General features: G+C 68.3%; 23 protein-coding genes. 17 read left to right on the top strand and 6 right to left on the bottom strand.

Annotation, left to right across the window (positions count from 1 at the left end):
• Positions 1 to 127 precede the first annotated feature (127 nt).
• Positions 128 to 1,696, top strand: a complete 1,569-nt coding sequence (locus GXW78_RS21505) for an acyl-CoA synthetase (RefSeq protein WP_211870950.1) — start codon at positions 128 to 130, stop codon at positions 1,694 to 1,696.
• Between the two features lie 52 nt (positions 1,697 to 1,748).
• Here the strand turns inward: GXW78_RS21505 and GXW78_RS21510 are convergent, their stop codons facing one another.
• Positions 1,749 to 2,504, bottom strand: a complete 756-nt coding sequence (locus GXW78_RS21510; RefSeq protein ID WP_211870951.1) for an SDR family oxidoreductase — start codon at positions 2,502 to 2,504, stop codon at positions 1,749 to 1,751.
• A gap of 51 nt (positions 2,505 to 2,555) precedes the next feature.
• Complete coding sequence (locus GXW78_RS21515) at positions 2,556 to 3,299, bottom strand: SDR family NAD(P)-dependent oxidoreductase (protein WP_211870952.1); 744 nt, start codon at positions 3,297 to 3,299, stop codon at positions 2,556 to 2,558.
• Positions 3,300 to 3,449: 150 nt separating this feature from the next.
• Between GXW78_RS21515 and GXW78_RS21520 the strand changes: the two genes are divergently transcribed.
• The 9 genes from GXW78_RS21520 (at position 3,450) to map (ending at position 12,355) form a co-directional block, all read left to right on the top strand.
• A complete protein-coding gene (locus GXW78_RS21520) occupies positions 3,450 to 4,442 on the top strand; it encodes a TRAP transporter substrate-binding protein (protein ID WP_211870953.1) in 993 nt (330 codons plus the stop codon).
• Between the two features lie 70 nt (positions 4,443 to 4,512).
• Positions 4,513 to 5,022, top strand: a complete 510-nt coding sequence (locus GXW78_RS21525) for a TRAP transporter small permease (RefSeq protein ID WP_211870954.1) — start codon at positions 4,513 to 4,515, stop codon at positions 5,020 to 5,022.
• Positions 5,022 to 6,341 (top strand): TRAP transporter large permease, encoded by a 1,320-nt coding sequence (locus GXW78_RS21530; protein WP_211870955.1) that lies wholly within the window; start codon positions 5,022 to 5,024, stop codon positions 6,339 to 6,341. Before GXW78_RS21525 ends, GXW78_RS21530 begins: the two co-directional genes overlap by 1 nt.
• A 135-nt stretch (positions 6,342 to 6,476) precedes the next feature.
• A complete protein-coding gene (locus GXW78_RS21535) occupies positions 6,477 to 7,826 on the top strand; it encodes a glycosyltransferase family 4 protein (RefSeq protein ID WP_211870956.1) in 1,350 nt (449 codons plus the stop codon).
• Positions 7,827 to 7,874: 48 nt separating this feature from the next.
• Positions 7,875 to 10,085 (top strand): glycosyltransferase, encoded by a 2,211-nt coding sequence (locus tag GXW78_RS21540; RefSeq protein ID WP_211870957.1) that lies wholly within the window; start codon positions 7,875 to 7,877, stop codon positions 10,083 to 10,085.
• A 57-nt stretch (positions 10,086 to 10,142) separates the two neighbouring features.
• On the top strand, positions 10,143 to 10,850 hold the full coding sequence (locus GXW78_RS21545; protein ID WP_211870958.1) for an RraA family protein: 708 nt from the start codon (positions 10,143 to 10,145) through the stop codon (positions 10,848 to 10,850).
• Between the two features lie 5 nt (positions 10,851 to 10,855).
• Positions 10,856 to 11,302 carry a thioesterase family protein gene (locus GXW78_RS21550; RefSeq protein ID WP_211870959.1) on the top strand — a complete coding sequence of 149 codons (447 nt, stop codon included), beginning with the start codon at positions 10,856 to 10,858 and terminating at the stop codon, positions 11,300 to 11,302.
• A 76-nt stretch (positions 11,303 to 11,378) separates the two neighbouring features.
• Positions 11,379 to 11,588: a ParD-like family protein gene (locus GXW78_RS21555; protein ID WP_211870960.1), complete on the top strand. Its 210-nt coding sequence runs from the start codon at positions 11,379 to 11,381 to the stop codon at positions 11,586 to 11,588.
• On the top strand, positions 11,585 to 12,355 hold the full coding sequence (gene map / locus GXW78_RS21560) for a type I methionyl aminopeptidase (RefSeq protein ID WP_211870961.1): 771 nt from the start codon (positions 11,585 to 11,587) through the stop codon (positions 12,353 to 12,355). Before GXW78_RS21555 ends, map begins: the two co-directional genes overlap by 4 nt.
• A gap of 99 nt (positions 12,356 to 12,454) precedes the next feature.
• On the opposite strand, the gene GXW78_RS21565 is transcribed toward map, so the two are convergent.
• The 3 genes from GXW78_RS21565 to GXW78_RS21575 form a co-directional block, all read right to left on the bottom strand.
• Positions 12,455 to 12,940, bottom strand: a complete 486-nt coding sequence (locus GXW78_RS21565) for a GlcG/HbpS family heme-binding protein (RefSeq protein WP_211870962.1) — start codon at positions 12,938 to 12,940, stop codon at positions 12,455 to 12,457.
• A 67-nt stretch (positions 12,941 to 13,007) separates the two neighbouring features.
• The gene (locus GXW78_RS21570; RefSeq protein WP_211870963.1) at positions 13,008 to 14,627 is read right to left on the bottom strand and encodes an amidohydrolase; all 1,620 of its coding nucleotides are present in this window, start codon (positions 14,625 to 14,627) and stop codon (positions 13,008 to 13,010) included.
• Positions 14,624 to 15,952: an NAD(P)/FAD-dependent oxidoreductase gene (locus tag GXW78_RS21575; protein ID WP_211870964.1), complete on the bottom strand. Its 1,329-nt coding sequence runs from the start codon at positions 15,950 to 15,952 to the stop codon at positions 14,624 to 14,626. The genes GXW78_RS21570 and GXW78_RS21575 overlap by 4 nt, the downstream gene beginning before the upstream one ends.
• A gap of 179 nt (positions 15,953 to 16,131) precedes the next feature.
• Here GXW78_RS21575 and GXW78_RS21580 point away from each other — a divergent pair, with 179 nt between their 5' ends.
• Genes GXW78_RS21580 through GXW78_RS21610 form a run of 7 tightly spaced genes read left to right on the top strand, consistent with a single transcriptional unit; the run spans position 16,132 to position 22,730 of the window.
• Positions 16,132 to 17,241, top strand: a complete 1,110-nt coding sequence (locus GXW78_RS21580; RefSeq protein WP_211870965.1) for an extracellular solute-binding protein — start codon at positions 16,132 to 16,134, stop codon at positions 17,239 to 17,241.
• Between the two features lie 9 nt (positions 17,242 to 17,250).
• A complete protein-coding gene (locus GXW78_RS21585; RefSeq protein WP_338147811.1) occupies positions 17,251 to 18,189 on the top strand; it encodes a 2-hydroxyacid dehydrogenase in 939 nt (312 codons plus the stop codon).
• Complete coding sequence (locus GXW78_RS21590; protein ID WP_211870966.1) at positions 18,189 to 18,959, top strand: class II aldolase/adducin family protein; 771 nt, start codon at positions 18,189 to 18,191, stop codon at positions 18,957 to 18,959. Before GXW78_RS21585 ends, GXW78_RS21590 begins: the two co-directional genes overlap by 1 nt.
• Entirely contained in the window at positions 18,956 to 20,059 is a 1,104-nt protein-coding gene (locus tag GXW78_RS21595; RefSeq protein ID WP_211870967.1) for an ABC transporter ATP-binding protein, read from the top strand. Before GXW78_RS21590 ends, GXW78_RS21595 begins: the two co-directional genes overlap by 4 nt.
• Positions 20,056 to 20,901, top strand: a complete 846-nt coding sequence (locus tag GXW78_RS21600; RefSeq protein WP_211870968.1) for an ABC transporter permease — start codon at positions 20,056 to 20,058, stop codon at positions 20,899 to 20,901. Before GXW78_RS21595 ends, GXW78_RS21600 begins: the two co-directional genes overlap by 4 nt.
• A gap of 4 nt (positions 20,902 to 20,905) precedes the next feature.
• Positions 20,906 to 21,694: an ABC transporter permease gene (locus GXW78_RS21605; protein WP_211870969.1), complete on the top strand. Its 789-nt coding sequence runs from the start codon at positions 20,906 to 20,908 to the stop codon at positions 21,692 to 21,694.
• 25 nt (positions 21,695 to 21,719) lie between these two features.
• Positions 21,720 to 22,730, top strand: a complete 1,011-nt coding sequence (locus tag GXW78_RS21610; RefSeq protein ID WP_211870970.1) for a dimethylarginine dimethylaminohydrolase family protein — start codon at positions 21,720 to 21,722, stop codon at positions 22,728 to 22,730.
• Positions 22,731 to 22,750: 20 nt separating this feature from the next.
• Here the strand turns inward: GXW78_RS21610 and GXW78_RS21615 are convergent, their stop codons facing one another.
• The gene (locus GXW78_RS21615; protein ID WP_211870971.1) at positions 22,751 to 24,337 is read right to left on the bottom strand and encodes an ABC transporter substrate-binding protein; all 1,587 of its coding nucleotides are present in this window, start codon (positions 24,335 to 24,337) and stop codon (positions 22,751 to 22,753) included.
• Between the last annotated feature and the right edge of the window lie 65 nt (positions 24,338 to 24,402).

Consider the following 24,402-nt stretch of genomic DNA (forward strand, 5'->3'; position numbering starts at 1 on the left):
GTCTCCCAAGGGCTGCCCGGGTTGGCCGGCGCTTGGGCGTGAGACTGGACCGGCCAGGCTAGTGACGGCAAGCCGCTTGCCCGGGCGGCGCGGGCGGGCAAGCCTGGGGCCGGGAGGGGGACGACGCATGATCCCGACATCGAATCTCGCGAACCTGCTGCTGCAAACGGCGCGGCGCTTGCCGGACGCGCCGGGTCTGGTCTGGCGCGACCGCATCTGGAACTGGGCGGAGCTTGCAGCCCGCGCCTCGGCCGCGGCCTCGGCACTGCGCGCGCAGGGGGTCCGCAGGGGGGACCGGGTGCTCGTGCATGCCCGCAACAGCAATGCGCTATTCGAATCCTGTTGGGCCTGCTGGCTGATCGGCGCGGTCTGGGTGCCGACGAATTTCCGCCTGAGCCCGCCGGAAGTGGCCTTCCTCGCCGCCAATGCGGAGTGCCGCGCGCATGTGTTCGACTTGGCCTTTCCGGAGCATCGCGCCGCGGCGGCAGCGGAGAATGCGGCCTGCGTGCTGGAGGTCGCGATCGGAGATCATGGCGGCCTTTCCTGGGATGGTTTGGTCGAGGCCGGTCGTGGGGCTCCTGCGACGGAGGCCGAGGCCGTCGATCGCGATCATCCGGCTTGGCTGTTCTACACCTCGGGCACCACCGGGCGGCCGAAGGGCGGGACACTGACGCATGGTCAGATGGTCTTTGTGGTGGTGAACCACATCGCGGATCTGATGCCGGGGCTGTCGGCGAAGGATGCCTCGCTGGTGGTGGCGCCTCTCTCGCACGGGGCCGGCATCCATGCGCTCGCGCAGGTGGCGCGGGGTGCAGTGTCGGTGCTGATGCCCGGCGAGCGGCTGGACGTGGCGGAAGCGTGGCGGCTGGTGGCGCACCATCGCGTGACCAACATGTTCACCGTGCCGACCATCCTGAATGCGCTGTGCAATGATGCGAGCGTCGATGCGGTGGACCACGCATCGCTGCGTCACGTCATCTATGCCGGCGCGCCGATGTACCGGGAGGACCAGAAGAACGCGCTGCGGAAGCTTGGCCCCTGCCTCGTGCAGTATTTCGGCCTCGGCGAGGTGACGGGCAACATCACCGTGCTGCCGCCGGAGTGGCATAGCCTGGCCGATGATCCGGCCATGCCGATCGGCTCCTGTGGCTATCCACGGACGGGGATGGATGTGGGGATCCTCGATGCGGACCATCGACGGTTGGGCGCTGGTGAGACCGGCGAGATCTGCGTGCGCGGGCCGGCGGTGATGGCGGGGTATTTCGGGAATGCGGCGGCGGATGAGAAGGCGTTCGCCGGCGGATGGTTCCATACCGGCGACCTCGGATATCTCGATGCGCGTGGCTTCCTCTATATCACCGGCCGGCAGTCGGACATGTACATCTCGGGCGGGTCGAACGTGTATCCGCGGGAGGTGGAGGAGGCGCTGCTGACGCATCCGGCCGTCGCAGAGGCCTGCGTTGTCGGCGTGCCGCATGAGAAGTGGGGGGAGGCCGGAGTGGCGGTGCTGGTGCCGCGGGACGGCGCGGCGATCGACGCGGATGCGGTGATGGCGCATCTCGATGGCCGGCTGGGCCGGTATAAATGGCCCTCGCGCATCGTGGTGTGGGATGCGCTGCCGCGATCCGGATACGGCAAGGTGCCGAAGAACGAGGTGAAGCGGCTCCTGGCCGGCCGCGACGCCGGGCGCCAATAGACAGAAAACGGAGGGGGATTCGGGGAAGGTCTTCCTCCCCCGACCTTTTTCTTCAGCCGCGCCCTTCGAACGGCATCTTCGTCGCCTTGATGGTGAGCGTGAAGATGTTCGATTCCAGCGGCAGGTTCGCCATGTGCAGGATGGCCTGGCCGACATGGTTGACATCCATCGTCGGCTCAACCGCCGTGGTCCCGTCCGCCTGCTTCACGCCTTTCGACATGCGGGCCGTCATTGGCGTAGCGGCGTTGCCGATGTCGATCTGGCCGGCGCAGATGTCGTACTTCCGGCCATCGAGCATCAGCGACTTGGTCAAACCGGTGATGGAGTGCTTGGTCGCCGTGTAGGGGGCGCTGTCCGGCCGCGGCGTGTGGGCGCTGATCGAGCCGTTGTTGATGATGCGCCCGCCCTGGGGCGACTGGTCCTTCATGATGCGGAAGGCGGCCTGGGCGCAGAGGAAGCAGCCGGTGAGGTTCACCGCGACGACGCGGGTCCAGTCGGCGTAGGTCAGATCCTCGAAGGGCATGCCGGGAACGTTCTGGCCGGCGTTGTTGAACAGCAGGTCGAGCCGGCCGTAGTTCGACTTCACCGTGGCGAACAGGGCGTCGACCGAGGCGGGGTCCGCGACGTCGGTGGGAACGGCAAGGGCGCGGGCGGCGGCGTCGCCGGCCATGGCGATGCTTTCCTCGAGCGGTTCCTTGCGGCGGCCGGTCAGCACGACCGTCCAGCCGCCGCCGAGCAGGGCGAGGGCAGCAGCGCGCCCGACGCCGGTGCCGGCGCCGGTGACGACGGCGATCTTGGGTTGGCTCATGGACAATTCCTCATGGCTTGCGATGGCGGCAATGTGCGGGGCAGCGGCGCGTCAGTAAACCGCGCGACCGCCGGAGACGTCGAAGACCGCGCCGGTCGAGAAGGAGCAATCCTCGGAGGCGAGCCAGCAGGCGAGGGCGGCGATCTCCTCGACCTCGACGAAGCGGTCCATCGGGATTTTGGAGCGCATCCAGGCGATCTGCTGCTCGGTCATCTGCTTGAAGATGTCGGTCGCGGCGGCGGCGGGGGTGATGCAGTTGGCGAGTACGCCGGTCTTGGCGAGTTCCTTGCCGAGCGACTTGGTGAAGCCGATCAGCCCGGCCTTGGAGGCGCTGTAGTGGGAGGCGTTCGGGTTGCCTTCCTTGCCGGCGATGGAGGCGATGTTGACGATGCGGCCGTATTCGGCGGCGATCATGGTGGGCACGATGGCGCGCGCGACGAGATAGGGCGCGACCAGGTTCACCTCGATCACGCGGCGCCATTCGGCGGGCGGCAATTCCCAGGATGGTGCGTTGCCGCCGGTGATGCCGGCGTTGTTCACCAGGATATCGACGCGGCCATGGGCGGCGAGCGTCGCGTCCCGTGCGGCGGCGATGGCGGCCTCGTCAGTGAGGTCGAGCGCATGGGCGGTGGCGTTGCCGAGGGCCGCGGCGGCGGCAGTGCCGATCGCGGCGTCCATGTCCCAGATCGCGACGCGGGCGCCGGATTCCACCGCGCGGCGGGCGATGGCGAGGCCGATGCCGCGCGCGCCGCCGGTCACGATCGCGACGCGGCCGGCCAGGTCCAGTCGGTTCATGGTGCTTCCCCCGATGATCGGCGCAGTGTCTGACAGGGCCGGCGAGACGGGAAGGGGGGTAACCATGTGGTTCCCAGCGGTGCGGTTCCACCTCTATAGTCGAACCACAGCCGGTACGAAGCCGGCGGCAAACATAGGGAGTGACCGTTCATGAACCGTAGGCAGTTGTTGGTCGGCGCACCTGCGCTTGCGCTTCCCTGGGTGGCCCACGCGCAGCAGGCGATCACCCTGAACGGCGCGGTGCAGTTCAACGACGACCACGTCTTCACCCGCGCCCTGGTGCGGTTCGAGGAGCTGGTGAAGCAGTACTACACCGCCCAGCCGATCAACTTCATCCTCCACAAGAATTCCAGCCTGGGGCTGGAGAAGCAGTATTTCGAGTACATGTCGGCCGGGCGCGGCGCGGTGGATTACGGCATCGTCTCCCCGGCGCATATGTCCACCTTCAGCCGGGCCGCGCCCTTCGTGGATGCGCCCTTCCTGTTCCGCGACCTCGCGCAATGGAACAAGGTGCTGGACCAGGACCTGTTCGCGCCCGTCGCGACGGAGATCGAGCGGCGGTCGCGCGTCGGGCTGATCGGCTATGCCGGCGGCGGCGTGCGCAACATCTTCGCCAACAAGCGCATTACCGACATGGCCGGGCTGCGCGGGTTGAAGGTGCGCGTGCAGGGCGCGCCGATCTGGTCGCGCACCTTCCAGGCGGCCGGGATGTCGCCCTCGGTCATCGCCTATAACGAGATCTACAACGGCATCCAGAACAACGTCATCGAGGCCGGCGAGAACGAGGCGGCGGGCGTCGAGGCGATGCGCTTCTACGAGGTCGCGCCGAACCTGATCCTGACGCAGCACGCCATCACCATCCGGCCGATCTGCTTCGCCAGCCAGACCCTGGCGCGGCTGCCGGCGCCGCTGCAGGAAGCGATCCGCCGCGCGGGCAAGGAAGCCGGTACCTTCGGCCGCCACGCCGAGAGCACCGAGGACGGGCAGAAGATCACCGAGCTCGAACAGGCAGGCCGGCTGCGCCGCGTCGAGTTCACCGACCGTGACGCGCTGAAGCGCGCGGTCGATCCGGTGATGGTCGCCTATGCCCGCGAAGTGGATGCGGAAGCGATCTACGCCCGCATCAACGCCGTCACCTCGTGATCCTTCTGGCCTGCCGGCGGCGCGGATGCCGTCGGCAGGCCCGCATTCCCGACATTCCCGGAGCCTACCCATGCCCCAGCCCGGCCTGCGCGGCCTGGTGCGGCGGGCAGCCGAGCTCTACGGCCGGCTGCTCTCGGCACTGCTTGCGATCTCCGTCCTCATCCTCGTCGTCCCCGTCACCCTGCAGGTCGTCTCGCGCCAGACGCATCTGCTGCCGCACTACATCTGGACGGAGGAAATGGCCCGCTTCCTCCTCGTCTGGACCGTGATGATCGGCGCCATCGTCGGGCAGAAGGAGGGCATCCATTTCATCGTGGACCTCTGGCCGGAACTGAGGGGCCGCATGCGCGCCTTCATGGACATCGTGTCCGGTGTCTTCGTCCTGCTGTTCGGCGCCGTGTTCCTGTGGTTCGGTATCGAGTTCGTGGACTTCGCCTGGTTCCGCATCAGCGAGCTCGCGGAATTGCCGCTTTGGCTGATCCACCTGCCCTGGCCGATCCTCGGCTTCTCCTGGCTGCTGTTCGGCGGCGAGAAGTTCGCCGACGACGTCACCACGCTCATCCATGGGGAGCAGGCCTGATGGGCGGCAATGTGCTGGTCGCCTCCCAGGCGGCCTGGATCCTGTTCGGCGTGTTCTTCACGCTGCTGGCACTGCGGGTGCCGGTGGCGGTGGCGCTCGGCCTCGCCTGCCTGCCGATCCTCGTGATCGAGGACCGGCTGGGCCCGATGGTGCTGATGCAGGAGACGTTCAACGCCTACAACTCCTTCATCCTGCTCGCCGTGCCGTTCTTCCTGCTGACGGCAAACCTGATGAATGTGGGCGGCATCACGGATCGGCTGATGCGGCTGTCGCGGGCGATGGTGGGGCATCTGCCCGGCAGCCTCGCGCAGATCAACGTGGTGCTGTCGATCTTCTTCGCGGGCATCTCCGGATCATCCACCGCGGATGCCGCGTCGCAGTCGAAGATCTTCATCGATGCTCAGCGGAAGGAGGGATACGACGACGGCTTCTCCGTCGCGATCACCGCGGTATCGGCGGTGCTTGCGGTCATCATCCCGCCGTCGATCCTGATGATCGTCTGGGGCGGTGTGCTGACGGTCTCGATCGGCGCGCTGTTCCTCGCCGGCATCATTCCCGGGTTGCTGATCGGGTTGGTGCAGATGGCAACCGTGCACGCCTACGCGAAGGCGCGGGGCTACCCGACCTACGAACGCGCGACATTCCGCGAGTTCCTCTGTTCGCTGGCAGTCTCCATTCCGGCGCTGTTGACGCCCGCGATCATCATCGGCGGCAAGGTGTTCGGCTGGTTCACCGCGACGGAAAGCGCCTGCATCGCGGTGCTCTACGCCGGCGCGCTGTCGCTGTTCTATTACCGGGAAATGGGGCTGAAGCAGCTGTGGGAGGCGCTGGGCGAGACCGGTCGCCTCGCCGCGGTGGCGCTGTTCTGCGTCGGCACCGCATCCGCCTTCGGCTGGCTGCTCGCCTATTATGAAATCCCGAAGGCGATTCTCGCCGGCGTCTCCGCCTGGGGCATGGGGCCGATCGCGACGGGGTTCTTCATCGCGGCGGTCTTCCTGGTGGTCGGCTGCTTTCTCGACGCGATCCCGGCCATCATCATCGTCGGCGCCATCCTGCAGCCGCTGGCCGCGGGGGCGGGGCTCGATCCGGTTCACTTCGCCATGATCGGCATCGTCAGCCTGGCCTTCGGCTTGGTGACCCCGCCCTATGGCCTGTGCCTGATGATCGCGTGCCATGTCGCCGGCATGCGCATGCGGGATGCGTTGAAGGACACGATGATCATGCTGCTGCCCATGTTGGGGGTGCTGGTGCTCGTCATCCTCTGGCCCAGTGTGGTCCTGTTCCTGCCCCGGCTGGTCTCGCCGGACTTCCTCGACTGAAGCGGGCGTGCGGCTGGCTTCGCTTGACCTCGGCAGGCCGCCGCCTCAGCCTTGCGGTCCATTTCGGCAACAGGGGCTGCTCCGGCGGGGCGGCCCCTGCCCGAACCATTCCGACTACCGACGGACTGCCCCCCTATGCCCGACCAGCGCCCGCCGCGGATCTTCATCGACGGGTATAATCTGTCGCTCACGCAGGGGACCGGGGTCGCGACCTATGCCCGCAACCTGTCGTTCTGTCTCCGCGATCTGGGCGCCGAGGTGGGCGTGCTCTATGGCACCCGCTCCTCAACCGTCTCCATGAACCCGCTGATGCGGGAGATCTCCTTCTTCGATCCGCCCGTCGGCCGGCCCTCACGCGTGGTCGAGGTGGCGCGCGCTGTCCGCCGTGCGGCGACGACGCCGCTCGGTGAGATCGCGACCCAGGTGCCGATCACCGGCCGTGTCGTGCGGGAGAGCTTCCGCTCTCGCCTGCCGCATTTCGATCATGTCTGGAACGTGCAGGACCTGTTCGATCTCCAGCGCTTGCACTCCAAGCTCTATTTCTGGCGCATGGCCGTGCATTTCCGGGAACCGCCCGCACTGATGCACTGGACCTACCCGCTGGCGCTGCAGGTGCGCGGTGCGAAGAACATCTACACCATGCACGACCTAGTGCCGCTGCGACTGCCCTACACCACGCTCGACAACAAGCGGAACTACTTCCGGCTCGTGCGCCGGCTCGCGCGGCGCAGCAGCCACATCGTTACGGTCAGCGAGGCGTCCAAGCGCGATATCGTCAACCTGCTCGGCATTCCGGAAGAAAAGGTTACCAACACCTACCAGTCGGTGGATATCCCGGCGCGCTACGCGCAGAAGCCTCTCGCCGACGTGAAGGCGGAGATCGAGGGCACCTTCGGCCTCGGCCATCAACGCTACTTCCTGTTCTTCGGTGCCATCGAGCCGAAGAAGAATGTCGGACGGATGATCGAGGCCTACCTCGCCTCCGGCGTCACCGACCCGCTCGTCATCGTCGGCAAGAAGGCGTGGAAGTCGGAGGACGAGCTGCGCTTGTTGTTCGAGAACGATCATCTCCGTTACCTGCTGACGCGGGACGGCCTGACGCAGACGCATCATCGGGTGAAGCTTGTTGACTACGCGCCGTTTCCCCTCCTGGTCAGCCTGATCCGCGGGGCGAAGGCGGTGCTGTTCCCGTCGCTTTACGAAGGCTTCGGCCTGCCGGCGTTGGAGGCCATGCTGCTCGGCACGCCGGTTATGACGTCGAACACCTCCTCCATGCCCGAGGTGGTGGGCGATGCGGCGCTGAAGATCGATCCCTACGACATTCGGGCGATGGTGGATGCGATCCGCACGCTCGATTCGGACGCTGCATTGCGCGGACGACTGTCGGATGCCGGGCCGCGTCAGGCATCGCTCTTCTCACCGGAACGCTACCGGTTCCGGCTGCGCGAAGCCTACGCGCGGGTCGGGGTCGCTGTGGGCGAGTGAGGCCGGCTGTGGCATATCGTCCACTGATTTGACCGAGTGGGGATTGCGATGGACCAGCCGGGCGGCGACGGCAGCACGACACCGGGCGAGGCGCTGCGCCAGGCCGACTCCCTGCGTGACGAGCGCATGTGGGACGCTGCCGTACTGGCCTATCGCGGCTACCTCGAACGCCGCCCGGAGGATTGGCGCGCGCGCGTCCAGCTCGGCCACTGCCTGAAGGAAAGCGGGGACCTCGCCGCCGCGCTGGCCGCCTATCGCGAAGCCGCAACGGCCGCGCCGAACAGCGCGGATGCGCATCTGCATGTCGGCCACGCGCTGACGATGCTGGGCGAGGGGGAGGGTGCCTGGCGCGCCTATGCCCGCGCGCTCGAGCTCGAACCGGACAACGCCGACGCCGCGCGCGGCGCGAGGTCGCTCTCCTCGCTCGCATCCGCCGTCGCGGTGCGTGCGCGGGCACCGGGGCAGGCGCAGCAGATCGTCTTCGACAGTTCCGATCTCGTCGCCTACGTCATGCACAACCGGACGCCGACGGGCATCCAGCGCGTGCAATTGAACGTCACGGCGCGTGCGCTGCTCGATCCGATCGAGGGTGCGGCGACGTCGGCCGTCGCCTTCGATGAGGTGTCGGGATTCTGGCGGGAGATCGGGCGCGACCTGTTCCTGCGGCTGTGGCGGCTGTCACGCACCGGCGGCGAGGTCGACGCCCCGGCCTGGATCGAGGTGGTGAGCGAACTGCGCGCTACGCTGCGCGACGGGCCCGACTTTGCCTTCGCGCCGGGGGCGAGCCTCGTCAATCTGGGCACCTCGTGGTGGATCAGGGACTACTTCCTCCGGGTGCGCCACATCATGCGGCGTTACGGCGTGCGCTACGTGCCATTGGTCTACGACTGCATCCCGCTGATGACGCCGGAGCATTGCCAGCCCCTGCTGGTGGAGGAATTCGCCCAGTGGTTCTCCTCCATGGCGGCGCAGGCGGATTCGGCACTCGCCATCTCCGAATGGTCGGCCGCCGATGCGCGGCGGATCGCGGCAGAGGTGCTGCCCGAACGCACGCTACCCGTCACCGTCGTCCGGCTTGATGCCGATCTGCGGCGGGAACTCGGCGCGGCAGCCTCGGAAGGCTGGCCGCCGCGACCTGACCTGCCAGAGCCGAACGAGTCCTTCGTGCTCTGCGTCGGCACGATCGAAAGCCGCAAGAACCACCTGATGCTGTTCCACGCCTGGCTGGCGCTGATCCGCCGCCACGGGGCGGCGCGCGTGCCGCGGCTGGTCTGCATCGGCAAGCCGGGATGGCTCGCGGACGGCGCAATGACACTGTGGCGCAATTCCGAGGCGCTGCGGGAGCGTGTTTCGATCGCGCATGGGGTGCCGGATGTGGCGCTCGCGGCGCTCTACAGCCGCGCCATGTTCACGGTGACGAACAGCTTCTACGAAGGCTGGGGCCTGCCGGTAACGGAGAGCCTGTCCTTCGGGCGCGTGCCGCTGGTCGCGCGCAACACCTCCCTGACCGAGGCGGGTGGCGAGGTGGCGGTTTACTTCGAGCCGGAGAACCTGCCTGACCTGGTGGCGAAGCTCGAAGGGCTGATCTTCAACGCGGACGAACGGGAACGCCGCGAAGCGGCGATCCGAGACACAGTGACCCTTCGCAGCTGGGGCGACATCGCCGACCAGGTGATGCGGGAAGTCGCTGCCCGCGCCGCCGAGGCGCGCGACGCACCGCGCGCGGCGGTACTGGTGGAACCCGCGGTCGTCTATCCTCTGCGACTGACCGGCGGAAGCGATGCCGCGCGCAGCAAGGCGATGGCGGACCTGCTGCGTGACGGGCTGGCCTGGTATCCGCTCGAAGCCTGGGGGTGCTGGACGCGGGCGGGCCTCGCCAAGCTGCGGCTACCCGTCGATCCAGCGGCGACGGAGGGCAGGTTGCGGCTTTATCTCGGCTGCGTGGCAACGGCGGGGGCGAAGGGCATTCGGCTGCGCGCCTTCGGCATCGATTCGGCACCCGGTCCGTTCCTGCAGATTGGCGCGGGGGCAGAGGCCGGTGGGGCCTTTGCCTGCGTGCTCGAATGCGATGCCGTGGGCGGTGAGGTCATCGTCGAGATCGACAGCGGCGCCGGCGTCCTGATCGACGTGACCGAGAACGACGTGGGCCGCGCCATCGGCCTCGGTGTCACGTCGGTGATGCTGTGCCGGGCTGATGACCTGCTGGCGCGCCTCGAGTTCCTCGAACGCCAGGCCTATCGGGTGCTGGGAGCGGCGTAGCGGGTTTGACCGAAGCCGCCGCCTGACCGATCCTGTGGCGACGGAGGAGACCGTAGCATGGCCAATTATCCTTTCACCGCCGCCGACCTTGAGACGCTGCGCCAGTGGGACACGCCCACCATCTGCAACGCGCTCGAGATCGTCGCGCCGCATCGCCGCGGGTACGGCTTCACCGTGCGCCCGATGACCGCGGTCGATCCAAAGCTGCCGCCGATCTGCGGCCTGGCGCGTACCGGCACCCAGCGCGCGGCCTTCCCGTCCGGCCGCAGCAAGGAAGCCGACAAGGCAATGCGGGTGGGCTGGTACGAGTACGTCGCCGACGCTTCGCTGCCGACCATCGTCTGCCTGCAGGACCTCGATGACACGCCCGGCGTCGGCGCCTTCTGGGGTGAGGTGAATTCGGCCGTGCACCAGGGGCTCGGCGCGCAGGGCGTGGTCACGAACGGCTCGGTGCGCGACCTCGACATGTTTGCGCCCGGCTTCCAGGGCATCGCCGGGGTGGTGAACCCGTCCCACGCCTATGTGCACATCGTGGCGCTGAACCTCGACGTGACGATCCATGGCATGCAGGTGCGGCATGACGACGTCATCCATGCCGACCGTCACGGCGCCGTCGTCATCCCGCATGACGTGGTCACCAAGATCCCTGCCGCGATCGACCTCGGCGCGCGGAAGGAGAAGGTGATCCTCGACATGGTGAAGTCGCAGGGCTTCAACATCGGCAAGCTCAAGGAAGCGCTGGTGAAGGCCGAGGATATCCACTGAGGGGCATGCGCGCGCCGCTCTGTTCCGTGCTGCCCGGGTGGGTCGATCACTACGGGCACATGAACCTAGCCTACTACCTGGTGGCCTTCGACATCGCGACGGATGCGCTGTGGCCGTCGCTGGGGCTCGGGCCTGATGCACGCGCGCGCGGGCTCGGCACCTTCGCGGCCGAATCCTGGCAGGCCTATACGCGCGAGGTGACGGAAGGCGCGCCGCTCGCTTTCGACAGCGAAGTGCTGGACTACGATGCCAAGCGCCTGCTCTGCCGCCACACCATGTTCCACGCTGCCGAGGGCTGGCAGGCCGCAGAGAATGAGGTGCTGTACCTCTGCATCGACCTCGGCGTCCGGCGGGTCGGACAGTGGCCGGACAGCGTCCTCGCGCGCTTCGCTGCCCATGCCTCGGGCGGGGCGGCGAAGCGGCTTGCCCTGAAGCGGGCATCGCCAGGGTAAGGACGCAGCGGGGAGCCTTGGCGGCTTAGTATATGAAGTATATACGAGGCATATATTTCATATGCAGGGCACTTCCATGGGCATCGTGAACATCGACGACGATCTGCACGACCAATTGCGCCGGGCGAGCAAGGTGGCCTACCGCTCGATCAACGCGCAGGCCGCCTTCTGGATCAAGGTCGGCATGCTGTGCGAGCGCAACCCCACGCTCAGCTTCACCGAGATCATGGAGCGCGAGCTGAGCGCGGCAGGCGTCCCGGCCCAGGCACCGGCAGCGGCCGAATGACGAAGCAGCCGCGGGAGGTGGCGCTGCTGGCGGAATCTGGCCGGCTGCTCGCCTCCGTGTTCGACATGCTGGACCGCACGCCGCTCGCGGGCCTGACGACGCTGCAGGTCGACGAGATGGTGGAGCGGTTCATCGTCGACGAACTCCGGGCACGGCCCGCGAGCAAGGGCCAGTACGGCTATGGCTTCGTGCTGAACGCGTCGGTGAACGACGTCGTTTGCCATGGCGTGCCCTCCGCATCGCAGGTGCTGCGCGACGGCGACATCGTGAACTTCGACATCACGCTGGAGAAGAACGGCTACATCGCGGATTCCAGCAAGACCTATCTGGTCGGCGCGGTGGACGTGGCCGCGCGGCGGCTGGTCCAGGCGACCTACGACGCGATGTGGATGGGCATCCGCGCGGTGCGTCCGGGCGCCCGTCTTGGCGACATCGGCTGGGCGGTGGAGCGCCATGCGCGGCGCCAGGGCTATTCCGTCGTGCGCGAATATTGCGGCCACGGCATCGGGCGCGAGATGCACGAGGCGCCGCAGATCCTCCATTTCGGAAGGCCCGGCACCGGCATGGCGCTGCGCGAGGGAATGGTCCTCACCATTGAGCCGATGCTGAACCGGGGGCGGCGCAACGTCAGGACGGAGGCGGATGGCTGGACGGTCGTCACCAGTGATGGCTCCCTTTCCGCGCAGTTCGAGCACACGGTCGCCGTGACGGCCTCCGGCGTGTCGGTTCTGACGTTGCGGTCTCGTGAGCAGAACCGCGCAGCCTAGACTCGTTTCCGATCGCCCCGGCACGGAAGCGGCGCCGGGCTTGCGACTTTAGCGAGCGTCGTGGTCCGAGCAGGTGATTCAACCTGATCGGCATCTGCCTCAGTTCAGGCGATCGCGGATGCGGGCGATGCCGGCCTCGGCACATTGGTCGTCGAGGTTCCCGCCTGGCGAGCCGTCGACGCCGATGGCGCCGACGACCTCGTCACCGATGCGGATGGGCATGCCGCCGCCGATGATCAGCAGCCCGTCGATGTCCATCAGCCGGGAAGCGCCGGGATTCGTGCGGACGCCCTCCAGGAGTTGGCTCGTATTGGCGCGCATGGTCGCGGCCGTGTAGGCCTTGGCGCGCGCCGAGGCGACGCTGTGCGGACCGGCGCCGTCGGAGCGCAGCAGCGCCTTCAGCACGCCGGCGCGATCCACGACGGCGGCGGTGACGCGATGGCCCCGCGCGGCACAGGCCTCGACCGCCGCGGCAACGGCTTCTGCGGCGAGGCCGACCCCCACGCTGCGTTCCGTGACCAGGCCTTGGGCCAGGCCCGGCAGGGGCGCTGACATGAGGGCGGTGAGCAGGAACAGGCGGCGCATGCGGCACCCTTTCGGCGCGAATCGGTGGGCGGATGCTGGCATGCGCCGGGCAGGGCGGAAAAGGGTGTCAGCCGCCGTGGCGCAGCGCGCCGCCGACGACCGTCGCGACGACGCGCGTGTCGCGGATCGCTGCCGGATCGCAGGCGAGGATGTCGGTATCCAACACCGCGAGATCCGCGAGCTTGCCGGGTTCCAGGCTGCCCTTCTCCCCTTCCTCCCGCTGCGCCCAGGCGCCGAGGGTGGTGTAGGCGGCGAGCGCCTGCATCGGCGTGATCGCTTCCGAAGCGTCGAGGTCCGCGCCGGTCTGGCTCCGCCGCGTGACCATCGCGCCGAGCGCGGTGAAGGGGTTCACGCGGCAAACGGCGAAGTCGGAGTGGCCGGGGGCCGGGATGCCCGCGGCGATCAGGCTGCGATGCGGCCACATGTGGCGCAGCGCGGCCTGGCCGCGATTGGCGACATAGGCCTCGCCGAGCTCGTCCATGAAGCCGGTCGCCGAGGAATCGACGAAGCCGCCGCGTTTCAGGCGATCGAGGATGGGTGGCGTGACGTAGCAGCAGTGCTCGACCCGCATGCGATGGTCGGCGACGGGATGGGCGGCGAGGGCGGCTTCCATCACGTCGAGCGCGAAGTCGATGCCGCGGTCGCCGACGCCCTCGATCATCACCTGGAGCCCGGCCTTGTGCGCGGCCGTGGCGCGCTGCGTGAGGTCCTCGCGGTCATACAGCAGCATGCCGGTGTTGGGCACGGGCTCGCCGGGGATGGCGGCGCCGACATACGGGTCCCAATAGGCGGCGGTGCGGCCGGAGGTGGAGCAATCCGGGCACCATTCGACGCCGATCAGCCGCAGCCATTCGTCGCCGAAGCCGGATTGGATGCCGGCACCGATGAGATGCGGGATCAGCGGTTCGTCGCGGCCGGAGGCGATGATGCCCATGCGCATCCGCCAGCGGCCTTCGCGGTGCATCCGCTGATAGGCGCGAATGGCCTTGGATGGCGTGAGCGAATTGGCGACGGAGGTGATGCCGTGGCGCAGGCATTCGTCCTGCACCAACTCCATGCCCTCGGCGATGTCGGATTCACTGTCGGCGTCATGGATGGCGTTGAGGAAGACATGCGCCGCCGTCTCCCGCACCAGGCCGGTGAAGGCGCCGGTTTGCGGATGGCGGTCGAAGGCGCCGAAGGGAGGGTCCGCAGCGTCGGGCGCGACGCCGCAAGCGGCGAAGGCAGCGCGGTTGGCGAGGCCGAGATGGCCGTCGGTGCGCAGGATGAAGACCGGGTGGCCGGCAGAGGCGGCGTCCAACTCGTCGAGCGTCGGATAGCCGCCGGAAGCTCGCTCATTCAGCCGATAGAAGGCGCCCCAGCGGCCGGATGGCAGGCCGGCGCAGACGCGGTTGATGGTGGCGAGGACCTGGTCGCGCGTCGTCACCCGGTCGGGCGAGAGCAGCGTCCAGCTCCGCAGGCGAACGGCGTAGGAATCCGGATGCGCGTGGCTGTCGACGATCCCGGGAATGACGCGGCGGCCTTCGGCCTGGAGCACGCGCGTGCCCGGGCCGATATGGTCGCGCATCGCATCGCTGCTGCCGATCGCGACGATGCGTCCGCCGATGGCGGCGAGCGCCTCGGCCTCGCTGCCCGCCGCATCCATGGTGGCGATGCGGCCGCCGAGCAGGACGAGATCGGCGTTCATGCGGCAGCCCTGTCCATGTGGTCGCGCAGCCGGTACCAGCCGCCGACGATCGGCAGAAACCAGTTCGGATTGCCGTTGTAGAGCGGCATGGTGGGGAAGTTCAGCCCGTCCAGCGCGAAGCCTTCATTGTCCGCGCCGGCGATCTTCAGCGCGGCGCGATGGCCGAGCCAGGTCGCCATCGCGACGCCCGACCCCTGGCAGCCCGCCGCGTAGTGAATGCCGTCCTGCACGCCGATATGCGGCAGGAAATCGAAGGTGAAGGCGACATTGCCGGTCCAGGCATGGGTCAGCCTCACGTCCTTTAGCTCGGGAAAGACGGCGAGCATGAAGTCCCGCAGCACGGGCGCGGCTGTCGCCGGCTCGGTCGGGCCGAAGCTGGCGCGCCCGCCCCACAACACGCGATTGCCGTAGGGGGAGGGGCGGAAGTAGTTCAGCACGCGCCGCGTGTCGCTGATCATCCGGCGACCGGGGAAAAGACGATCCATGGTCTCGGCCGGCAGTTCCTCGGTCGCGATGATGTAGGAACCGACCGGGATCATCCGCTTCGCCAGCCAAGGCATCGCGGATTGCCCATTGCCGTCGCGCGAGTATCCGTTGGTGGCGACGAGCACGGCATCGGCGCGCATCTGGCCGCGATCGGTCGTCAGGCGGAAGCCCTCCGCCTCGCGGCGGATGCCGGTGACGCGCACGCCGTCCACCAGCCTGGCGCCGGCGCGGTCGGCGGCGGCGGCAAGGCCGCGCGCATACTTGCCGGGATGCAGGCTGCCCGATGCTTCGGCGATCATGCCGCCGTGGTAGTGGTCGCTGCCCAGCGCCTCATGCTGGCGCTCGCGCGGCAGGAGGTGCGTGGGCAGGCCTGTGACCTCCGCGATGAAATCGGCGCGGGCGGCGAGGCCATCATAATGCTTCGGCGTCCAGGCCGGCACGAAACGGCCGCAGCGGACGTAGTCGCACTCAATGCCCTCGCGGGTGATCGTCTCCTCGATGAAGGGGAATGAGGCGGCGGCGGCCAGCGCGATCGACCGCGCCTTGTCGGCCCCGTAGGTCTTGGTCAGCGCGCCCGACGCGACCTTCAGCCCGCCCGACACCATGCCGCCATTGCGCGAGGAGGCGCCCCAGCCGATGCGTTCCGCGTCCAGTACCGTGACGTCATGCCCCAGGCGCCGTAGCGTCAGCGCCGCCGACAGCCCGGCATAGCCGCCACCGACGACGGCTACACCTGCCCGGTCCGGCAGGACGCTGTCGCGGGCGGGTGGCTCGGCGGCTTCCCACCACCAGGGGGTGGTCTTGAAGCCGGGCGCGAAGGCGGGATGTGCTGGGATCATTGCCCGATGAGCCTGCTCATGGTGATGTCTGCACGGGAGAGTTCACGCCGGCGCAGCGACAACCGCAAGTGGTCGCGAACGCCTTTGGCATGCGTCGTGCTTTGCGCAGACGGCGCCAATTTTGCGCTGATGGCGCCAACGGGGTCGCGGTGGCGCGGGCCCAGCGAGGAGAGACGGTGATGCAGAGCTTCCAGCAGGATTGTGTCGAACTGGCCTTCCGCAGGTTCCGCCGCGGAGAGGTCGACCGGCGCACGCTGTTCGCCGGCCTTGCCGCGCTCGGCGTGGCCAGCCTGGCGGACGGGCAGGCGCAGGCGCAGGCCGCCCGCAGGTTGGTCATGGTGAATTGGGGCGGCATCGCCAATCAGGGCTTCGGGAACTTCTACGGTGCCCCCTTCATGGCAGCCAATCCGGGCTGGACGGTGGAGCAGGACAGCACCGGACCTTCCGCCGGCCGCATCCGGTCCATGGTGGAAAGCGGGCGGGTGACCTGGGATCTGTGCGATTCCTCAGCGTCCTCCTCGGTGCTGCTGGGCCGGCAGAACCTTGTGACGAAGATCAACTACGACATCGTCAAGAAGGAGGACACGCTGCCGACCGGCTTCGCGCTGGAATACGGGGCGGCGCCATACTCCTTCAGCTCGGTGCTCTGCTACGACAGCGCGAAGTTCCCGCAGGGCGGGCCGACGTCCTGGGCGGATTTCTGGGACCTTCGCCGCTTCCCCGGCACGCGGCTGATGCGGCGGGATGCGATGGCGACGCTCGATGCCGCGCAGATGGCGCTCGGGAAGGATCCGGCGAATCTCTACCCGCTCGACGTCCGGGCGACGGTGCGCAAGGCGGCCGAGCTGCGCCGCAACGCCGTGTACTGGAACAGCGGGAGCGAGAGCGAGCAGTTCCTCCGGACCGGCGAGGCGGTGATGGGCCAGATCTGGCACACCCGGGCAACGGTGCTGGAACGCGAAACGAACGGCCGCATCAAGTTCATCTGGCCACAGGCGCTGCTCCAGGCGGGCATCTTCGTCATCCCCCGCGGCAATCCGGGCGGGGAGGGTGCGCAGCGGCTGCTCGCCTCCATGCTCGCCAATGCGGAACCGCAGGTGGAATTGCTGAAGCTGCTCGGCAACGGGCCGTGCAATCCGCGCGCGGCCGCGCTGGTGCCCGCCGATCTGCGCAAGAACAACCCGACCGATCCGGAGAATGCGCGGGTGCAGGTGGTGCTGAATGGCGAGTGGTGGGGCCGGAACTACCAGCAGGCCAATGCCGACTTCATCGACGCCATCACGGGCTGACGCTGGCCCGTGAGACTGCTGATCAAGTCAGGTGGCGAGGAGGCGGTGCCGGAATGGCGCGCCGCCTTCGCCGGGATCGCGCCGCATCTCGACGTGCGCTGGTGGGACGATCGGGATGTCGACCCGGCGACGGTGGATTTCGCGCTGGTCTGGGACCCGGAGCCCGGGCGGCTCGCCGCGCTGCCCAAGCTGCGGGCAATCTTTGGCGCCGGTGCGGGGGTGGACTACATCCTGCGTGACCCGCTGCTGCCGGCGGCCGTGCCCCTCGTTCGCTGCGTCCCGCCCGAAGCGACGCAGCGCATGGGCGAGTTCGCCGTCTGGGCCGTGCTGTCGCTCAACAAGGATGCGCGGCGCATGGCGATCGCGCAGGCAGGGGCGCGCTGGGATGCCTTTGATCCGCCCTTCGCGGCGGCCGAGCGCACCGTCGGCGTGATGGGCCTCGGCGCGATGGGGATGCGCGCGGCCCAGATGATCGCCGGCCTCGGCATTCCGGTGGTTGGCTGGTCACGCACGCGGAAGATGCTGCCGGGGATCGAGACATTTTCCGGCGACGGGGAACGCGATGCCTTCCTGGCGCGCTGCGGCGTGCTGGTCTGCCTGCTGCCGGCGACACCGGAGACGGCCGGCATCCTGGCGGCGCCGCTGTTCGCGAAACTGCCGCGCGGCGCAGGGCTGGTGCAGCTTGGCCGCGGGATGCAGCAATCCACGCGTGACATCGTGGCGGCGCTGGATAGCGGACAGCTTTCGGGCGCGGTGCTCGACGTGTTCGAGCAGGAGCCACCGCCCGGCGACAGCCCCATCTGGTCGCATCCGAAGATCATCGTGACGCCGCATGCCGCGAGCACGCCGAGCCGGCAGGAACGCGCGCGCTACGTCGCCGGCTGCATCGCCGGGCTCGAGCGCGGCGAGGCGCTACCAAACCTCTACAGTCCCGAGCGAGGCTACTGATGGCCCTTCCGCCGCCGCCGGTGAAGCCGGACCCCAACCGCATCCAGACCGAGCAGGAGGTGCGCGAGGACCTCGCAGCCGCCTATCGGTTGATCGCCCTGTTCGGCATGACCGACCTCGTCTTCACGCACCTGTCCGCGCGGCTGCCGGGCGAGGGGCATCGCTTCCTGGTGAACCCATACGGCCTGCTGTTCGAGGAGATCACGGCAAGCAGCCTCGTCGTCGTGGATGCCGAAGGTGAGCCTTTGCAGGACACATCCTGGCCGGTGAACCCGGCGGGCTTCGTGATTCATTCGGCCGTTCACCGCGAATGTCCGCAGGCGATGTGCGTCATGCACACGCATACGCTGGCCGGCATGGCGGTGGCGGCGCAGACCGGCGGGCTGCTGCCGCTGAACCAGATGAGCATCGAGTTCGACGGCAAGGTCGCGCTGCACGACTACGAAGGCGTCGCGGCGGATGACAACCTGTCCGAGCGCGAGCGGCTGGTGCGCGACCTTGGCGACAAGCCCTGCATGATCCTGCGCCATCATGGGCTGCTGACGGTGGGGCCGACCGTCGCGGCGGCTTTCTACTGGATGTACTATCTGGAGCAGGCGTGCCGTATTCAGCTTGCCGCACAGTCCTCAGGCGTGCCGCTCGCCATTCCGCCGGCGCAGGTGGTGACCCGCACGGCCGCGCAGTTCGGCACCGGCCCGACCAAGGGGTGGCTGCCGTGGCAGGCGCTGCGCCGGAAGCTGGACCGCGAGCAGCCGGACTACATCTCGTGAGCGATGCGCGCGGTCACGCGCTGTCGCTGCGGGAGGTCAGCAAGCACTATGGGTCCTTCGCCGCGGTGGAGCGTGTTTCGCTGGAAGTAGGGCAGGGCGAGTTCCTGACGCTGCTCGGCCCGTCCGGATCGGGGAAGACAACGATCCTGATGGCGGTGGCGGGTTTCGTGACGCCGACCGCCGGCAGCATCCTGCTGGATGGTGCGGACATCACGCCGCTGCCGCCGGAGAAGCGTAACTTCGGCATGGTCTTCCAGGGCTACGCGCTGTTTCCGCACATGACGGTGGTGGAGAACGTCGCCTTCCCGCTGCGCGTGCGCGGCCTGTCGCGCGCCGACCGGGATGCGAAGGTTCGCGCGGCGCTGGATCTGGTGCAGCTCGGCCAGTTCGCGGACCGGCTGCCGAAGCAGCTCTCGGGCGGACAGCAGCAGCGTGTCGCGCTCGCCCGCGCGCTGGTCTTCGACCCGAACCTGCTGCTGCTGGATGAACCGCTCTCAGCACTCGACAAGAAGCTGCGGGCGGAGTTGCAGGAGGAGCTGAAGGCGCTGCACCGCCGTGTCGGCCGCACCTTCATCAACGTCACTCATGACCAGGAGGAGGCGCTGTCGATGTCCGACCGCATCGCCATCCTCAACCATGGCAAGCTGATCCAGCACGGCGCGCCCGGGGCGCTGTATGAGCGGCCGCGTACACGCTTCGTCGCTGATTTCCTTGGCAAGTCGAACTTCCTGGACGGCACGGTGCGCGATTCCCGGCCAGGTGGCTTTGCCCTTGAAAACGGGGCGTCGCGGCTGGCGGTTGCGCTGCCGGACGGCGAGGCGCCGCCAGCGGACGGAACGCGCAGCCTGCTGTCGCTGCGACCGGAGAAGATCGACCTGCTGCCCGAGGGGCAATCCGCCGACAATGTGCTCGAGGGCCGCGTGGTGTCCTGGGCCTATCTCGGCACGGGCTTTTCCCTGCGCATCGCAACGGAGGCCCTCGGCGAGATCCGCGCCAACCTGCCCGCCTGGCGTTCGGCATTCGCGCCAACGGAGGGCCTGCCCGTCCGTCTCGGCTGGGATGCTAGGGCGGCGGTGCCGGTCGCAGAGGATGCACCGTGACGGGCACCGGACGCGCCGGGGTCGGCTGGTGGCTGCTGATCCTGCCGGCGTTCGCGCTGCTGCTGGCCTTCTACATCGCGCCCATCGTGCAGGTGCTGGCGATCAGCGTGACCGATCCGGAGCCCGGCCTAGGCAACTATGAGCGCATCTTCACCTCGGGCGCGGTGCAGCGGGTAATCCTCACTACCCTGCGCATCTGCGCCATCACCACGGTGCTGGCGTTGCTGCTCGGCTACGCCATCGCCTATGCCATCACGCTCGCCTCGCCGCGGGCGCGCGGCTGGTGGGTGCTAGCCGTGCTGGTGCCGCTGTGGATTTCCGTGCTGGTGCGCGCCTTCGCCTGGGTCACGCTGCTGCGCCGCCAGGGGCTGGTGAACAACACCCTCATGAATGCCGGCATGATAAGCGAACCGCTGCCGCTGGTTTGGAACGAGTTCGGCATCATCGTGGGCATGGTCCACTACATGGTGCCCTTCGCGGTGTTGCCGATGCTGGCCTCGATGCGGGAGATCGACCCGCGGCTGCTTGCCGCCGCGCGTGGGTTGGGGGCAACGCGGTTCGAGGTGTTCCGCCGCGTCTTCCTTCCACTGTCCATGCCGGGCATCATCGCTGCCGGCGTGCTGGTCTTCATCTTCTCGCTCGGCTTCTACATCACCCCGGCAATCCTCGGCGGCGGCAAGACTCTGATGGTCGCAGAATGGATCAGCCTGCAGATCCTGGACCTGATCCGCTGGGGGCTCGGGACCATGATGGCGACGATGCTGGTCGTGGCGATCCTGGTGACGCTCGCGGTGTTCTCCCGCGTGGTCGATCTGCGACGCATCTTCGGGGCGGGGGGCTGAGGCGATGGACGGAACCTATCGCCCCGGCACCGTCGGACGCGGCCTGGCCTGGGCCACGGCGGCCTATCTGGTGCTGCCGATCCTGATCATCCTGCCGGTCGCGCTGACCGACCAGCGGTATCTGTCGCTGCCGGAGGATGGGATCAGCTTCCAGCACTTCCGCACCGTGCTGACCTCCCCGGAATGGCTGGGGTCGATCTGGCAGTCCTTCACCATCGCGGTGGCGGCGACGGTGCTGTCTGTGACGGCAGGGACGCTCTGCGCCATAGGCTGCTGGCGGATCTCGCGCCGGGCAACGGAACTCATCCGCGTGCTGATGCTGCTGCCGCTGATTATTCCGTCCATCGTCTATGCCATCGGGCTGTACCGGTATTTCGGGCCGCTCGGGTTGCTTGACCGCTTCCTGGGGGTGGTGATCGCGCATGGGGTAACGGGGATCCCCTATGTGGTGATCACGGTCTCCACCGCGCTCGCCACCTTCGATCCGCGGCTGGAGCAGGCGGCGCGCGGCATGGGGGCGTCCCTGTCGCAGACGCTGCGCTGGGTGATTCTGCCGCGCATCGCGCCGGGCATCTTCTCGGGCGCCATCTTCGCCTTCATCCATTCCTGGGATGAACTGGTGATGGTGCTGTTCATCGCGTCCCGCGACGTCTTCACCCTACCGCGCCGCATCTGGGACGGAATAAACGAGAACCTGGACCCGGCGATGGCGGCGGTCGCGGTGCTGCTGATCCTGTTCACGCTGTTGCTGCTCATGGCCGACCGGGCCCTGCGGCGGCGCAGCGAAGGCTGACACCAACAAGACGGAGGAACGCGCCATGTCGAGCGCGATGAGCGAGTTCGACCACCGCTACAACATGCTGATCGAGCGCTTCGCCAGCGAGCCGGAGCCCGGCTTCAATAGCGAGGAGGAACAGGTCTTCGGTTGGGGTCGCCGCTGGGGCTGCAATTCCGACATCGGCCGCTTGCGCGCGGTGCTGATGCATCGTCCGGGCGAGGAGATGAAGGTTCTCGAGACCCTGCCGCTGATCCCGGAACTCGGCGCCCACGGCGACCCGGCGACCGGCGCCTATTGGCGTGGGGAGGTGATCCCCTCGCTCGCCGAGCAGCAGGCGCAGCACGATGCGCTCGCCGCCGCGCTGCGCGAGGAAGGCGTCGAGGTGGTGATGCTGAACCGCGCCGCGACCGGCCGCCACAAGTCGATCTACACGCGGGATTCCTGCATCGCCGTCGATGGCGGCGCCATCGTCACCCGCATGGGCCCGCGCATCCGGCGCGGCGAGGAACGGCCGGTAACGGAGACGCTCGCCGCGCTCGGCATGCCGATCCTGCGCACGGTCGCCGGCACCGGGCTGATGGAGGGCGGCTCATTCGCCTATATCCGCCCGGATGTGGCGGTCGTCGGCGTTTCCTCCCGCGTCAATGAGGAAGGCGCACGGCAGGTGGAGGAAGTGTTGGCGCTGCAGGGGACGCGTCTGATCCGCGTGCAGATCCCCGGCTACCGCCTGCATATCGATGGCGCCTTCGTGATGATCGACCACGACGTCGCACTGGTGAATCCCTCGACGTTGCCCTTCGTCTTCATGGAGGAACTGAAGCGGCTCGGCATCCGCATGATCCCGCTGAACCATCAGGACCCGTCCTGGGCGATCAACTGCCTGGCCGTCGCGCCGGGCCGCGTGCTGATGAGCGACCAGGTCGGCCCGCGCACGCAAGAGGCACTGGACAAGGCCGGGATCAGCGTCCGGCTCGTGACCTATGACAAGGTCTATCTCGGCGGCGGTGGGATTCACTGCTCCACCTCGCCGCTGGTGCGCGACCCGGTCTGACCAGATCGCGCGGCGCTCATTCAGCGCTTCGTCACGCCCCAGAAGACGGGCACCGTGGTCTGCCGCAGCCCTTCGACATTGCTGCGGTAGGCGGCCAGCGTCCGGAACTGGCCGGCATTGATGTAGGGCAGAACCTGTGCGGCGCGGGCCTGGACCTGTACCAGGATCTGCTGGCGCTTCCCCGGGTCGGATTCCGACCACCAGGCGGTGCGGAGGCGTTCCAGTTCCTCGTCGCAGGGCCAGCCGGCGGGCGCGGCATCGCAGGTCGCGGCCAGGTAGAGATTCACCAGCGGATTCTGCCCGTCCAGCACGTTCGCCACGGTGACGAACAGGTTCCAGCCCCCTTGGTCCGACGGCTCCCGGCGATTGCGGCGCTGGGTCAGCGTCGCCCAGTCCATGGCGACGACATCCATGTTGAGACCGGCCCGACGCATATTCTCGGACATGGTCAGCGTCACCGCGTTGTTGATCGGCGAATCCGTCGCGTTCAGGAACACCACGCGCTGGCCGTTGTAGCCTGCCTCACGCAGCAGCTCCCGGGCGCGGGCGACGTTGATGTCGCGCAGACCCTGCGCGCCGGCATCCGATTCCAAAGGCGTGCCGCAGAAGAAGAAGGCGGGGCAGTAGGGCACCTGCTCGGACGGCGCGACGCCGATCGCCTGGAGGTTCTCCTGCTGATTGATCAGGAACAGCAGCGCCTGCCGTGCGCGGGCGTCGTTGAAGGGCGGCACGGTCGAGTTCGGCCGCAGCCAGGCCATGAAGCCGACCGGGTTCAGCGCGAAGGTGCGGATGTTGCGGTTGCGTTGGAGCACCGGCAGGACGTCGGGCGTCGGTTGCTCGACGAAGTCGATCTCGCCCGACTGCAGCGCAGCCGCGGCGGTGGCGGGGTCGCTGATGCCAAGCCATTCGACGCGTTCGAGCTGCACGACCTTGCCGCCTGCAAGCCCATCGGCCGGCTCACTGCGCGGGCGATACGCGGGGTTGCGGACATACACGGCGCGTTCGCCCGGCAGGTATTCCTGCTGGCGGAAGATGAAGGGGCCGGAGCCCGTCGGGTCGGTGATGGCCGTATTCGCGGGCGTGCGCGCGATGCGTTCCGGCATGACGAACAGCGCGGAGGCCGTGGAGCGCGCCAGGGCTTCCGGCACCAGGCCGAAGGGGCGGCTGAGCACAAGGCTGAAGGTCTTGTCGTCCACCACCTCCAGCGAAGCGGTGGCGGCCATCAGCGCACGGCCGGCGATGTCGCGTTCACCCCAGCGGCGGATGGAGGCGACGGCATCGGCGGCGCGCACTGGCTGGCCGTCATGGAAGGCGAGGCCATCCCGCAGCGTGAAGCGGTGCGTCATGCCATCGGCCGAGACCTCGTGCCGGTCCACCATCTGCGGCCGTGCATTGCCCTGGCTGTCGAGGCCGAAGAGCTGGTCGTAGACGAAGAAGCCGTGGTTGCGGACGAAGGCCGCGGTCGAGACGACCGGGTCGAGGCTCGACAACGGGTTGATCAGCACGACGCGCAGCGTGCCGGTCGGCGTCGTCTGCGCCGGGGCGGGGCGGGGGGTGCCGAGCAGCGCCAGCGCCGCCGCGAGCATGAGGAAACCGCGCCTGGCCATCGTCGCCTCCGTGAAGCCGTGACGCCGGCATCATGGCAGCGCGGCGGGGCAAGTCCAAGCACGGC

Origin of the sequence: Neoroseomonas terrae (assembly GCF_018129025.1) — a bacterium.
In the GTDB taxonomy this organism is placed as follows: domain Bacteria; phylum Pseudomonadota; class Alphaproteobacteria; order Acetobacterales; family Acetobacteraceae; genus Neoroseomonas; species Neoroseomonas terrae.

Coding starts and splice junctions, on each gene's coding strand:
- GXW78_RS21505 (WP_211870950.1), top strand. CDS start 128: ATGATCCCGACATCGAATCTCGCGAACCTGCTGCTGCAAACGGCGCGG.
- GXW78_RS21510 (WP_211870951.1), bottom strand. CDS start 2,504: ATGAGCCAACCCAAGATCGCCGTCGTCACCGGCGCCGGCACCGGCGTC.
- GXW78_RS21515 (WP_211870952.1), bottom strand. CDS start 3,299: ATGAACCGACTGGACCTGGCCGGCCGCGTCGCGATCGTGACCGGCGGC.
- GXW78_RS21520 (WP_211870953.1), top strand. CDS start 3,450: ATGAACCGTAGGCAGTTGTTGGTCGGCGCACCTGCGCTTGCGCTTCCC.
- GXW78_RS21525 (WP_211870954.1), top strand. CDS start 4,513: ATGCCCCAGCCCGGCCTGCGCGGCCTGGTGCGGCGGGCAGCCGAGCTC.
- GXW78_RS21530 (WP_211870955.1), top strand. CDS start 5,022: ATGGGCGGCAATGTGCTGGTCGCCTCCCAGGCGGCCTGGATCCTGTTC.
- GXW78_RS21535 (WP_211870956.1), top strand. CDS start 6,477: ATGCCCGACCAGCGCCCGCCGCGGATCTTCATCGACGGGTATAATCTG.
- GXW78_RS21540 (WP_211870957.1), top strand. CDS start 7,875: ATGGACCAGCCGGGCGGCGACGGCAGCACGACACCGGGCGAGGCGCTG.
- GXW78_RS21545 (WP_211870958.1), top strand. CDS start 10,143: ATGGCCAATTATCCTTTCACCGCCGCCGACCTTGAGACGCTGCGCCAG.
- GXW78_RS21550 (WP_211870959.1), top strand. CDS start 10,856: ATGCGCGCGCCGCTCTGTTCCGTGCTGCCCGGGTGGGTCGATCACTAC.
- GXW78_RS21555 (WP_211870960.1), top strand. CDS start 11,379: ATGGGCATCGTGAACATCGACGACGATCTGCACGACCAATTGCGCCGG.
- map (WP_211870961.1), top strand. CDS start 11,585: ATGACGAAGCAGCCGCGGGAGGTGGCGCTGCTGGCGGAATCTGGCCGG.
- GXW78_RS21565 (WP_211870962.1), bottom strand. CDS start 12,940: ATGCGCCGCCTGTTCCTGCTCACCGCCCTCATGTCAGCGCCCCTGCCG.
- GXW78_RS21570 (WP_211870963.1), bottom strand. CDS start 14,627: ATGAACGCCGATCTCGTCCTGCTCGGCGGCCGCATCGCCACCATGGAT.
- GXW78_RS21575 (WP_211870964.1), bottom strand. CDS start 15,952: ATGATCCCAGCACATCCCGCCTTCGCGCCCGGCTTCAAGACCACCCCC.
- GXW78_RS21580 (WP_211870965.1), top strand. CDS start 16,132: ATGCAGAGCTTCCAGCAGGATTGTGTCGAACTGGCCTTCCGCAGGTTC.
- GXW78_RS21590 (WP_211870966.1), top strand. CDS start 18,189: ATGGCCCTTCCGCCGCCGCCGGTGAAGCCGGACCCCAACCGCATCCAG.
- GXW78_RS21605 (WP_211870969.1), top strand. CDS start 20,906: ATGGACGGAACCTATCGCCCCGGCACCGTCGGACGCGGCCTGGCCTGG.
- GXW78_RS21610 (WP_211870970.1), top strand. CDS start 21,720: ATGTCGAGCGCGATGAGCGAGTTCGACCACCGCTACAACATGCTGATC.
- GXW78_RS21615 (WP_211870971.1), bottom strand. CDS start 24,337: ATGGCCAGGCGCGGTTTCCTCATGCTCGCGGCGGCGCTGGCGCTGCTC.